General features: G+C 41.5%; 13 protein-coding genes and 1 pseudogene. 12 read left to right on the plus strand and 2 right to left on the minus strand.

Annotated elements, in window-relative coordinates:
- The first annotated feature begins 330 nt into the window (after positions 1–330).
- Positions 331–456: an ATP-binding protein gene (locus tag BWI44_RS22310; RefSeq protein WP_333491877.1), complete on the plus strand. Its 126-nt coding sequence runs from the start codon at positions 331–333 to the stop codon at positions 454–456.
- 15 nt (positions 457–471) lie between these two features.
- On the opposite strand, the gene BWI44_RS11600 is transcribed toward BWI44_RS22310, so the two are convergent.
- Entirely contained in the window at positions 472–1,764 is a 1,293-nt protein-coding gene (locus BWI44_RS11600) for an MATE family efflux transporter (RefSeq protein WP_195209645.1), read from the minus strand.
- Positions 1,765–2,147: 383 nt separating this feature from the next.
- Between BWI44_RS11600 and BWI44_RS11605 the strand changes: the two are divergent.
- From BWI44_RS11605 to BWI44_RS11610, 3 genes and pseudogenes are all read left to right on the plus strand, one after another.
- Positions 2,148–2,360: pseudogene (locus BWI44_RS11605) on the plus strand (family 43 glycosylhydrolase); the annotation flags it as partial.
- Positions 2,361–2,478: 118 nt separating this feature from the next.
- Positions 2,479–2,586, plus strand: coding sequence for a hypothetical protein (locus BWI44_RS22315; RefSeq protein ID WP_158580822.1), 108 nt, complete (start codon positions 2,479–2,481; stop codon positions 2,584–2,586).
- Positions 2,587–2,717: 131 nt separating this feature from the next.
- On the plus strand, positions 2,718–3,485 hold the full coding sequence (locus tag BWI44_RS11610; RefSeq protein ID WP_195209646.1) for a response regulator transcription factor: 768 nt from the start codon (positions 2,718–2,720) through the stop codon (positions 3,483–3,485).
- 19 nt (positions 3,486–3,504) lie between these two features.
- Here the strand turns inward: BWI44_RS11610 and BWI44_RS11615 are convergent, their stop codons facing one another.
- On the minus strand, positions 3,505–4,089 hold the full coding sequence (locus BWI44_RS11615) for a nucleotidyltransferase domain-containing protein (RefSeq protein ID WP_117707764.1): 585 nt from the start codon (positions 4,087–4,089) through the stop codon (positions 3,505–3,507).
- A gap of 137 nt (positions 4,090–4,226) precedes the next feature.
- On the opposite strand from BWI44_RS11615, the gene BWI44_RS11620 reads away from it, so the two are divergent.
- The 8 genes from BWI44_RS11620 (at position 4,227) to bioD (ending at position 12,979) form a co-directional block, all read left to right on the plus strand.
- A complete protein-coding gene (locus BWI44_RS11620; protein WP_286813790.1) occupies positions 4,227–6,299 on the plus strand; it encodes a HelD family protein in 2,073 nt (690 codons plus the stop codon).
- 93 nt (positions 6,300–6,392) lie between these two features.
- A complete protein-coding gene (locus BWI44_RS11625) occupies positions 6,393–6,830 on the plus strand; it encodes a PepSY-like domain-containing protein (RefSeq protein WP_138292499.1) in 438 nt (145 codons plus the stop codon).
- A gap of 113 nt (positions 6,831–6,943) precedes the next feature.
- Positions 6,944–7,372, plus strand: a complete 429-nt coding sequence (locus BWI44_RS11630; protein WP_138292498.1) for a hypothetical protein — start codon at positions 6,944–6,946, stop codon at positions 7,370–7,372.
- Between the two features lie 33 nt (positions 7,373–7,405).
- A complete protein-coding gene (gene bioA, locus BWI44_RS11635) occupies positions 7,406–9,664 on the plus strand; it encodes an adenosylmethionine--8-amino-7-oxononanoate transaminase (protein ID WP_195209648.1) in 2,259 nt (752 codons plus the stop codon).
- Entirely contained in the window at positions 9,661–10,815 is a 1,155-nt protein-coding gene (locus tag BWI44_RS11640; RefSeq protein WP_195209649.1) for an 8-amino-7-oxononanoate synthase, read from the plus strand. Before bioA ends, BWI44_RS11640 begins: the two co-directional genes overlap by 4 nt.
- Before the next feature lie 79 nt (positions 10,816–10,894).
- Positions 10,895–11,593 carry a pimeloyl-ACP methyl esterase BioG family protein gene (locus BWI44_RS11645; RefSeq protein WP_007664705.1) on the plus strand — a complete coding sequence of 233 codons (699 nt, stop codon included), beginning with the start codon at positions 10,895–10,897 and terminating at the stop codon, positions 11,591–11,593.
- Positions 11,578–12,333 (plus strand): malonyl-ACP O-methyltransferase BioC, encoded by a 756-nt coding sequence (bioC, locus tag BWI44_RS11650; protein WP_007664706.1) that lies wholly within the window; start codon positions 11,578–11,580, stop codon positions 12,331–12,333. Before BWI44_RS11645 ends, bioC begins: the two co-directional genes overlap by 16 nt.
- A 4-nt stretch (positions 12,334–12,337) precedes the next feature.
- Entirely contained in the window at positions 12,338–12,979 is a 642-nt protein-coding gene (bioD, locus tag BWI44_RS11655; protein WP_195209650.1) for a dethiobiotin synthase, read from the plus strand.
- Positions 12,980–13,023: the final 44 nt, after the last annotated feature.

Below are 13,023 nucleotides of genomic sequence, written 5' to 3' on the forward strand. Positions count from 1 at the left end.
GTAGCTTTTAGAAAGCAATGATATCCAGCCACTTGGAAATAAATTACGATTCCTGGTGGCACCACTTTCAAGAAAAAGAGGTTGTGTCAAAACGCTGGCACAACCTCATTTTTTATAGTTTATAGTCCTGTTATCTTTTCTTTTGCCTATGCGACTTTTTTCTCATTGATTTGGTAACAAGTTGTTATTTTCCAATTGTACCGGGGTATAAATAGTCCAATAAACATAGATTTAGCAACAGTAATGCCCTCTTTTCTTGCTTTTAGCATTTTTGCACACATCTTTTTGATATTAAAAGTTTTCAATCGCTTCTCCAAGTTTGACACTTTTATGCCCGGCAATAGACTGGGATTGTATCTCTGCCGGCTCATCACAAAACGGCTTGCTGGAGAGATAAAAATATATCCTGCATATAAGGAAGGTACACGAATGATTGTTACTCTACCCATCAAATAGAGATATTGATCTTTATCAATGCTGCTTCATTTTCAGGTATATGTAAGATTGTACACCCAAGAGAATCACAAACAGATACTCAGCCATCAGATATACCGGAAGGGTAGCAATGAAACTATAACTCAACAGATATAGGTAAACCAGATAGAAAGCTATAGTGGATATCTGAAAAATAAATGCAATCCGGGTATTGCCTGTACCTGTTACTGCATGCATAAAAACATAACCGGGCAGAGCAAATGTATAATTCAGTAACATTACAATAAACGGATAATAAGCAAACTCTATCAATGCAGGATTATCTGTATAAAATCCGACAACTTGCTTATTTAATAACAGAGCAATAATTATTAGGGGAAAGCCAACTACATATCCTAATCTGAGGATTTTACCACAAAGCCGGAACATGCTTTTCCCCTCTCCCGCACCAATCAGGTTACTGACCAGCGAACCGGTAGTGGCTGCAAAAGAATTGACTATCACAAAGAAAACAGTAGAAATACTTCTGATTATATTGGATACAGCCAATTGTACTTCCCCCAACCGTGCAATAGCCACAAAAAAGAGAAACCACGGAATAACACTAATGAAAGCATGCATCATGCTCCATACAGATAAATGAAAAAGTGACTTTAATAGTTTCCCATCGTAAACAAGCCTTAACCCCCAATTCTCTTTGTTCATTTGCAAGAAGACGTAGATAACCAATATCAATAAAGAACTGGCTTCAGCCAGTAAAGAAGCTATTGCCGCCCCTGAAATCCCCCAATTAAAACTGAAAATAAACAAGTAATCACATGGGATGTTGATAAGAACTGCGAGAGTAGCTGCCCACGACAATATTCTCGTTTTCGTAATCCCAACAAAGAAAGCGCGAAATGCAAGAAACGGAAAAGAGAATAATAGGCCGAAACATCTCCACTCCAGATAGTCGACCGCAGCTTTATAAATCTCTGGAGAATGAATAAAATACTTCAGGATAACAGGTGACAACACATAGGAAGTAAGACTTAAGAATATGGCCAATCCGCTCAGAAAGAATAGACCTTGGAAAAAGTTTTTTCCCGTTTCTTTGTATCTTTCCTCCCCGTTCCTACGGGCAATCATGACCTGCAAACCGAGACTGAAACCAAATCCCAGCATATAAATGGCCAGATAATAAACACTTGCAAGTGCAGAAGCTCCTAACTCTACTTCGCCCACATGTCCCAGAAAAATAGCATCAGTAATATTGATTAATTGCTCCATCAGCATGCTCATCATTACAGGAAAATTGATGAGCCATATTTGTTTATAGGTATAATTCATTATTCCACTAGAATAAGCGCATGCCACACAACTATATACATAGCCGCATGCCACTCGATATAAATAAATCAGGTATGAAAACTCTGTGACGAACTACAGAAATCCGTCAAATAGCAGAATAGCTTTTATTGGAAGATGCTATTCGTGGAGCGTAGCTATATACAGAGTTGGTGTTTCATAAGTTGAACAATCGTTTTATTTGAATTTCACGCAGCAAATATAGTAAAAATAATCAAATAGAGCTATTTTTAGACAAATGACCACTATTCTGTTTTCCAATTTCCTCTTACATTTGCTTTCAGATTAAATAATACATAATGACAATATAAAAAAATCTTTCTCTTCTTATTTTTATCGGATCACTTACCGGATGGCCAATATCGATGAAAGGACAGAATCATGAAACAGCCACTTTTAAGAATCCTATCGTCTCCGGATTTCATCCCGATCCCAGTATCTGCCGGGTAGGAAACGACTATTACTTGGTAGCTTCCAGCTTCGAATGGTTCCCCGGAATTCCTGTCTTTCACAGTAAAGACCTGATGTATTGGCAGCAAATAGGATATGTACTAAATCGTCCTTCCCAACTACAAATGAAAGACAGATTGAAGCATTCAAACAGTAGGACGTGTACTTGCTACTGAAAAAGCTACCGGATTAACCCCTGTAGTATTTAAGAAAGAACCGGTAAGAGACGAATTTGATGAGGATTCATTGCGTTTCTGTTGGAACTTTCTACGAACACCTTTTGAAAAATGGTATCAACTAGAAAATGGCAAGCTGATTATTAATGTACGTCCTAATTCCGTCAGTGAAGACTGACTTCTTTGAATATCAAAGTAATTAATAATTACACATAACCTTTAAATATAGGGAAAATAACAAAAAAGCAGGATAGACATGCAAGGATAAACAGTTACTTGTTATACTTTTGCAATAAAGAACTATCCTGTATGAAACCAACCGACATTACAAGAGAGGAAATGTGGGCCAGACAGAATTTATCTGCTGCCGATATTGACTATAGTATCTGGGAGCGTGATAAATTAATGCTCCACCAGATGTCTCGCCTTAACCAGAGCTGTACCTTTGTGGTGGATGTATATAAGTTCAGATATGCCTTTGCCTCCTCTAACTTTGTGAACTTACTGGGGTATGACAGCCATAAGATAGCTACATTGGAGAGGCAGGGAGATTATCTGGAGTCTCGCATCCACCCCGATGACCAACAACAATTACAAGCCTTGCAGATTCGGTTAAGTCAATTCATTTATAGTCTGCCTCCGGAGCAGAGGAATGATTATTCCAATATCTACAGTTACCGGGTACGAAATACTAGGCAGCAGTATGTACGGGTTATCAGCAGGCTACAAGTTTTAGAAAAAGACAGTACCGGGAAAGCATGGCTCATACTCGGGAGCATGGATATCGCACCGAATCAAAAAGATTCGGATCAGGTAGATTGTACTGTATTAAATCTAAAGAATGGACAGACTTTCTCCCCTACCTTACTTACGAATCCACGAATCCATTTGACACAGCGTGAACTGGAGATTTTACAGCTTATCCAAAAAGGGTTGTTGAGTAAAGAAATAGCTTATAATCTCCGCATAAGTATTCATACGGTTCATATTCACCGACAAAACCTTCTGCATAAATTAGGAGTACAAAATTCGATAGAGGCTATCAATGCAGGATTGGAATTGGGGGTACTAAGCTAACCCGGAAGAAATACCTTATTTACGGCATCCAGGTCATAACGCCTGTAACCGGATGTTGGATTCTCCATTCCATGAATTCCTCATAACTGCGTATGCCATCCCGAATAACAGCTACGTAGTATTCCACTCCCATAATCTTTTCCGACTCAGGAGTCTCATATTTCAGTTTTAAAATAGCATACTTTGTTTCCTCAGTCAGAACAGCAGAAAGCCGTTCAGCAAACTTTTCAAAATAGCCATCATACCGGGAACCTTCCAGAATATGGATCATATCAATCTGCCAAAGCTCATTATCCGCATCCCGATACCAGGCATGCCACTCCACACATTCCGCCTCAGTATCCAACAGATTCTTATGTTCCATCTTCATAAAAGATTTATTCTCTGTCAATTTTACCATTGCCTGAAAACTGTCAGACAAACTAAACTGCGGGGTATAAATATGAAAATCAATATCCAGGTGTTTCATCAATAACCCCGTATTCAAAGAACCTACGAGATTCACTCTGGCACCCACACTTTCCCAAGCCGGGATGATTTTTGTGTCTTCTATTATTTTCCAAGCTTTCTGCTGATTTCGCCTGGCAAGATCAAGGATATCCATATTTTTTCTTTTGAAATGACTTGCAAATGTAGAAAAAAGGATGGATATATAGCTATAAATAGCTATTTAATAATCTGACAATTTGGACTAACTTTGCCACCCTTTCTAAACTTTTCAGCTAAAAAATTAAAAGAACTATGACATTTTATCAAACAGAGCAACAAGAAAAAGTACACTTGCAACAACTCATCAGTATCATAAATGATACGATTCATAACACTGATACTTCGGTCAAAGAACATGTAGAAACCTTACAGGAATATAAAGATTATATCTGGTCGAACAAAGATATCGATCCTCATGAAATCCGTTCTATGCGCGAAAGTATCCTCAATCATTTTGCACTGGGTGAAAGTGTGATTGATAAACGCAGGCGGCTGGGCAGGATACTGGACATTCCTTATTTCGGAAGGATAGATTTTAAAGAAAAGAAAAACGGTGCCAACATTCTACCTATTTATATAGGTATACACACATTTTACGATTCTCAAAACAAGATGAATCTGATATACGACTGGCGTGCTCCCATCTCCAGTATGTTCTACGATTATGAACTGGGAGAAGCAACTTACACCTCTCCCGCCGGTGAAATCAGTGGAGATGTTTCGCTCAAACGTCAGTATCGCATCCGCAAAGGAAAAATGGAGTACATGATAGAAAGTTCGTTGACGGTTCATGATGAAATTCTCCAAAAAGAACTCAGTAGTAATGCAAACGATAAAATGAGGAATATTGTTACCACCATCCAGCGGGAGCAGAACCGGATTATTCGCAATGAGGAAGCCCATATATTGATTATCCAGGGAGTTGCCGGATCGGGCAAAACGTCTATTGCTTTACATCGCATCGCTTACCTGCTCTATACACTGAAAGGGAATATATCTTCAAAAGACATACTGATAATCTCGCCTAATAAGGTTTTTGGCGATTACATCTCGAATGTCCTTCCCGAGTTAGGAGAAGAAAGTGTGCCTGAAACCAGTATGGAACAGATTCTTTCGGGAGTTCTTGAAAACAAATACAAATACCAGAGCTTCTTTGAACAGGTAACGGAATTACTAGGGAAAACAACTCAGAGTTTTATAGAACGGATAAAATATAAATCCTCTTTCGAGTTCATTTCACAGCTTGACAAGTTTATTCTCTATATGGAAAATAACTGTTTCAAAGCTACAGATGTAAAACTCACCAGGCACATCACTATTCCGGCTGAATATATTGAAGAGCAATTCAGACGCTTCAACCGTTATCCCATGCGTCAACGATTCGAGGCAATGACGGATTATATCCTGGAAATGATGAAAGTACAATACTACTTTACGGTTACCACCGCCGACAGGAATCTGTTGAAGAAAGAAATAAAGAAAATGTTTGCAGGTAACAATGATCTTCAGGTTTATAAAGAGTTCTTTGAATGGATTGGGAAACCCGAATTATTCAAATTACGGAAAAACAGAATACTGGAATATACTGACCTAGCCCCTTTAACCTATTTACATCTGGCTTTAGATGGGAATATTACCCAATGCCATGTCAAGCATCTTTTGATAGACGAGATGCAGGATTACTCTCCGATTCAGTACAAAGTTATCCAGAAACTTTATCCCTGCCGGAAAACAATTCTTGGAGATGCCTTCCAGTCTGTCAATCCTTATGGTTCGTCAACTGCCGGAATGATCAGAAAAGCATTCACTATGGGCGAAGTAATGAAGCTCTGCAAAAGTTACCGCTCTACATTTGAGATTACGGATTTTGCACAAAAAATTCAAACCAATGATGAATTGGAGCCCGTCATGCGACATGGTGAATTACCTTCAGTCCTACGATTTGAGAATACAGAAAAAGAAAACTCCGGTATTATCGACCTGATTTCATCCTTCAAGAAATCCGGTTATAAGTCACTCGGAATAGTATGTAAAACTGAAGCACAAGCGAAAGAGCTGGCAGAAAGTCTACAGACATATACTGCCGAAGTTTATTTTCTATCCAATCAAAGCTCCGCTTTTGTGAAGGGTATCATCGTTACCTCATCTCATATGGCAAAAGGATTGGAATTTGATGAAGTTATCATTCCTTACGTCAATGACAAAAACTATAACTCAGCTATTGATAAAAGTATGCTCTATGTGGCCGTAACAAGGGCAATGCATAAATTGACACTAACTTACAATGGGAAACTGAGTGAATTCGTTCCTACTTTTAAACTTTAAAAAAGAAATTTATTCCAGTTTCTTTCCAGATTCTCCTTCTATATTTGCAATATCATAATAAACCAAAGTATTAATTATTAAAAATAGAAGAATATGAAAAAGTTAGTTTTGTTATTAGTATGTATGTTCACGATGCACACAATGATTATGGCGGATAATGATAAACCCATCCAAGTCAATCAACTCCCAGCAAAGGCTCAGACTTTCCTCAACACTTATTTTAAAGATCACAAAGTAGCATTGGCGAAACAGGAAACGGAATTGTTCTACAAGAGTTACGATGTAGTCTTCACCAATGGAGAAAAAGTTGAATTCGATAAGGCGGGAGAATGGACAGAAGTTAAATGCCAGCAGAGTGAAGTTCCTGCACAAATCATCCCGGAAGCTATCCGCACTTATGTAAAGACTAACTATCCGGATGCTAAGATCGTACAAATAGAGAAAGATAAGAAAGAATATGAAGTGAAGCTGTCTAACCGTTGGGAAATCAAGTTCGATTCGAAGATGCGGGTAATTGATATTGATGACTAAATAAAACAGAGTTATCTGCGAGAAGTCGCACAAACGAAAATATTTTTGTTACATTTGCAGCCGATTAACAAAAATAATACCGGCTATCGGTTCAATACCGATAGCCCAATATCATGAGGAAAAGACAACTTTATAGAATGACTATACGCTTCCGGAAATGGAGTCGGAAAGCCTATGCTGCATTTGCCAGTCTGGGGCGTTGTGTCACTATTGGTTGTCTGCCAAAAAATGTGGCAGATTGTTCTCTTTCCAAACAAAATGCCGGGACATCGGCCGGCTGCAAAAGCGGCGGACAAAACCTAGAAGATACAGATAACGGTAAAGGACAGGAAACAGATATAGGCATACCATTGGAATGTGAAAACAGACTGGGAACAATGCTTGAAATCTTCGGTTTCAAGGGATTGCTGCCTGTATTGTGTCCGACTACCATCAGTCCTGACGGGAAGAAAGATATAAACACTATTATAAATAAGAGTGGAACACAAATGACGCGGATCATGCAAATGCTGTTTTCAGATTTGCACGCCCCGCGTCATTAGTGTTTTGTATTCTCCTAAAACCAACGTAAGAATATGACAGTAGAAGAATTGAAAAACAAAGTACTGCAAGATGTACCCATCACACAGGCAGAAGCAGAATGGCTGGCTACACAGCCGGATAAGGAAAGCCTTTATGAAGCGGCACACGAGATTACGACCGCACGGGCATCACAGGAATTTGATATGTGTTCTATCATCAATGCAAAATCCGGCCGATGCCCTGAGAATTGCAAATGGTGCGCCCAATCATCACACTATAAGACGAAAGCGGATGTTTACGATCTGGTGGATAAGGAGGAATGCCTGCATCATGCACTACACAACGAATCACAAGGCGTGGCACGTTTCTCATTGGTAACCAGTGGACGGAAACCTTCAGGAAAGAATATGGAGAAACTGTGTGAAGCAGCACGATATATGAGGCAAAAAAGTTCCATTCAACTCTGTGCTTCACTGGGATTACTGAACGAAGACGAACTACGTGCTTTGTATACAGCAGGCGTGACGCGCTACCACTGTAACTTAGAAACTGCCCCAAGCCACTTTCCTACCCTGTGCAGCACACATACGCAGGAAGAAAAACTACAGACACTAGCAGCCGCCCGCCGCGTAGGAATGGATATCTGTTGCGGCGGTATCATCGGTATGGGAGAGACAGTTGAACAACGAATTGAATTTGCCTTTACATTGAGAGATTTGGAAGTACCTTCCATTCCCCTGAATCTGTTGCAACCCATCCCGGGAACACCGCTGGAAAACCAAACTCAACTGACAGAAGAAGAAGTGCTGACCACCATTGCTTTGTTCCGTTTCATCAATCCGACAGCTTATCTGCGATTTGCAGGCGGACGTTCTCAGTTGACAAAAGAAGCTGTGAAAAAATCCTTGTACATAGGTGTGAATTCCGCCATCGTGGGAGATTTGCTGACTACTCTCGGATCTAAAGTTTCGGAAGACAAAGCGCTGATAGAAGATGCGGGATATCGTTTCAGCGACTCACAATTCGACAGGAAACATTTATGGCATCCTTATACATCAACCACTAACCCACTCCCTGTATATAAAGTGAAACGCGGAGACGGGGCAACCATTACACTGGAAAACGGACAGGTGCTCATAGAAGGCATGTCTTCCTGGTGGTGTATGGTGCACGGATACAATAACCCGGTACTGAATCAGGCTCTCCGGGAGCAAACGGAAAAAATGTCGCACGTCATGTTCGGTGGACTGACACATGACCCGGCCATAGAACTGGGTAAATTACTGTTGCCACTTGTACCGCCATCTATGCAAAAGATATTTTATGCAGATTCAGGTTCGGTAGCTGTGGAGGTAGCTATGAAAATGGCTGTACAGTATTGGTACGCCATAAGTCAGTCAGCTCCGGATCGGGCACATTTGGCTAAAAAAAGTAACTTTGTAACCATCCGGCGTGGTTATCACGGAGATACTTGGAATGCAATGTCCGTATGCGATCCCATAACTGGAATGCATTCCCTATTCGGTTCGGCATTGCCGGTACGGTATTTTTCTTCTCGTCCGCAATCACGGTTCGATGGCGACTGGGATGCGGATGATGCACTGGAACTGCTGGATATTATAGAAAAACATCATGAGGAACTGGCAGCACTGATCCTGGAACCCATCGTTCAGGGTGCAGGCGGCATGTGGTTCTATCATCCGCAATTCTTGCGGGAAGCTGCCAGAATATGCAAGGAATATAATATATTACTAATCTTTGATGAAATAGCCACTGGATTCGGGCGTACAGGCAAGATATTTGCTTGGGAATATGCAGGCGTGGAACCGGATATTATGTGCATAGGAAAAGCACTGACAGGTGGATACATGACCCTGTCCGCAGTGCTGACTACGAATGAAGTAGCGGATGCGATTTCTAATCACGCACCGGGAGCTTTCATGCACGGCCCCACATTTATGGGAAACCCACTGGCATGTGCAGTGGCATGCGCCTCCATACGCTTGCTGACTTCACCCGAATATGACTGGCAGGGAAAAGTGAACCGCATTGAAGAACAGTTGTGGCGTGAACTGGAACCAGCACTACTACTTCCGCAGGTAGCAGATGTCCGTGTATTGGGTGCCATCGGAGTGATTGAAGTACAAGACCCAGTAGACATGGCCTGGATGCAGAAACGATTTGTGGAAGAAGGCATTTGGGTACGCCCCTTTGGAAAACTGGTATACATCATGCCACCGTTTATCATAGAACCGGAGCAGTTGACAAAGCTGACAAGTGGATTGTTGAAGATTATAGGAGAAATGGAATGAGTATAATAGAGCAAATGCAGCAGGAACTGCAAGAACTGAAAGAGAGCAGTAATCTGCGGACATTACCCGACCTGATCCATGAAGGACGGGATGTGATCGCAAATGGACAGCGAATGCTAAATCTTTCCTCTAATGATTATCTGGGACTGGCTGCAGACCAAACCTTACGGGAAGAGTTTCTACAAGAACTGACAGCCGACAGTTTTTTGCCAACATCTTCCTCATCACGTCTATTAACAGGTAACTTCATCATTTATGAGGAACTGGAACAGACGCTCGCAGAACTCTTCGGAACTGAAGCAGCACTGGTATTCAACAGTGGTTATCACGCTAATACTGGTATTTTGCCTGCCGTGAGCGATGCACAGACTCTGATACTGGCAGATAAACTGGTACACGCAAGCCTGATTGACGGTATTCGACTTTCGACAGCAAAATGTATCCGTTACCGGCACAATGATCTGAAACAACTGGAACGACTATTGGCTGAAAATCATGCGGTATACAGACAGGTGATTATTGTCACCGAAAGCATTTTCAGTATGGACGGAGATATAGCCGATCTGAAAGAACTGGTACGACTGAAACGTATATATGAGAATGTGTTACTCTACGTGGATGAAGCACACGCTTTCGGAGCGCGGGGTGAACAAGGACTGGGGTGTGCTGAAGAAACCGGATGTATTCGGGAGATTGATTTTCTGGTAGGAACTTTTGGCAAAGCAGCCGCATCAGCCGGAGCATATATCGTTTGTCGGCGCACCATCCGGGAGTATCTGGTGAACAGGATGCGGACACTTATTTTTACAACAGCTCTTCCTCCGGTAAATATCGCATGGACTTTGTTTATTGTGCGGCGATTGGCTGAATTCAGAGAGCGAAGAATACATTTAAAAAATATCAGCAATATTCTTCGCGAAGCTTTAAAAGAAAAAGGATATACTTGTCCGAGTAACAGTTATATAGTACCGATGATTGTAGGGAAAAGCTCAGACACGATTCTAAAGGCGGAAGAGTTACAACGGCATGGGTTTTATGCCTTGCCGGTACGGCCTCCTACGGTTCCGGAAGGAACATCACGCATTCGTTTTTCATTGACAGCGGAGATAAGGGAAGAAGAAATCAGGAAACTGATTAAGATAATTATATAGATACGCGAATGAAGCGGACGAACACAGGTTTTGATTTTTCATCCGCATCGTCCGCATACCTTAAAAAGCATACAGGATTATGAAACAAGTTTATATAATAAAAGACAGGCATCCCCGGCTATTGCTATTTTTTGCCGGTTGGGGAGCCGATGAAACGCCATTCAAAGATTATCAACCTGCGGACAGTGATTATATGCTCTGTTACGATTACCGGACACTGGATTTTGATGCTTCATTGCTGAAAGGATATAAGAAGATTAATGTCATCGGTTGGTCAATGGGTGTATGGGCTGCATCTCGGGTAATGGATAAATTACAGGAAACAGATACATCTCTCATAATCAAAAATAGTATAGCCATTAACGGCACTCCCTATCCTATTGATGATACGTGTGGCATTCCATCCGTTATTTATCACGGAACCCTGGAAGGGTTGACAGGTCCTTCCCTGAATAAGTTTCTAAGAAGGATGTGCTTCAACGGAGAGGCATTCAAAGAGTTTCTGAATATTACTCCCAGACGACCATTGGAAGAATTGAAAGAAGAACTGGCTGAAATAGAACGCATGTATCTCGCACAACCTACCACTTCATTCCATTGGCAACAAGTAGTAGTGGGAAGTAACGACCGTATCATTCCACCCGATAATCAACTGAATGCCTGGCGTAAAGAAGAAGAGAATAACCGGAAAAAGATACGGGTACATTATACGGAAGATGCTCATTATCAAGTTGAACTGTTCCGATACTATTTGCAGGATATATGGACAAAAGATTGATTGCAGAACGATTTGCCCGTGCACGGGATACCTACTCACGCGAAGCACGGGTACAGCAACAAGTAGCCGAAAAAATGTTACGGTTACTGACAGAGCATACTTCCCTCTTTCATCGTATCGTAGAATTTGGATGTGGTACAGGCAGTTATTCCAGGTTATTGTTGGACAAGCTACAACCGGAAAGTTTGCTGCTGAATGATTTATGTCCGGAAATGAGAGAATGTCTTACTGATTTGCTTCCACAAAATATGGTGCAATTCATTCCCGGGGATGCCGAAGCCTTGGACTTTCCCGAAGGAACGGATTTAATCACTTCCTGTTCTACCTTGCAATGGTTCAATGATCCAGAGGCGTTCTTCGCCCGTTGTCATCGTTTCCTGTCGGAAGAGGGTTATCTGGCTTTTAGTACCTTTGGCGCTGAAAATATGCGCGAAATCCACACACTCACAGGCCATGGACTTGAGTATCTGTCGATAGAAACCTTAAAAGAACTGCTTGCTCCTCATTTTGAGACTGTATACGCAGAAGAGGAAATAGTTTCTCTCCCCTTTAATACTCCACTTCAGGTATTGCAACATCTGAAAGAAACCGGAGTAACAGGAACGGAAAAGAAAGTATGGACACGAGGACGGTTACAGACCTTCTGCAACGGATATACCGAGCAGTTCAGTCGAGAAGATGGCAACGTCACTCTGACGTACCATCCTATTTATATTGTCACACGAAAGAAAAACAAATAAAGCAATGGAAAACAATGTCTATTTTATCAGTGGTATTGACACGGATGCCGGAAAATCTTATTGTACAGCTTATTATGCCTGCCAACTGATTGGCAGCGGTAAACGTGTTATCACGCAAAAATTCATCCAGACAGGTAACGTCGGGCATTCCGAGGATATAGACCTGCACCGCCGCCTCATGGGTATTGGTATAACAGAGGAGGATCGTGAGGGATTGACCATGCCTGAGATATTCTCTTATCCCTGCTCCCCTCATTTGGCTGCACGCATCGACAACCGCCCGATTGACTTCGGAAAGATAGAACGTACCACGCAAGAACTTGCCCGACGCTACGATGTAGTGCTTGTGGAAGGTGCAGGCGGATTAATGGTTCCTCTTACCGAGGATTACCTGACGATTGATTACATTGCAGAAAAACAATATCCACTGATATTCGTGACTTCCGGCAAGCTGGGAAGTATCAACCATACATTGCTCAGTTTCGAGGCAATCCGAAGCAGAGGAATACAGCTGGATACGGTGCTGTATAATCTCTATCCTACCGTAGAAGATACTACAATACAAGAAGATACGATGCTGTATATCCGCCGGTATCTGAATAAGTATTTCCCGGAAAGCAAGTTTGTGGTGGTACCTGTCGTATAATCATATTTTTTGTGTACATTTGCAACACAAAAAACGTCATACGA

Origin of the sequence: Bacteroides sp. Phil13 (assembly GCF_001940965.1) — a bacterium.
Classification (GTDB): Bacteria; Bacteroidota; Bacteroidia; order Bacteroidales; family Bacteroidaceae; genus Bacteroides; species Bacteroides intestinalis.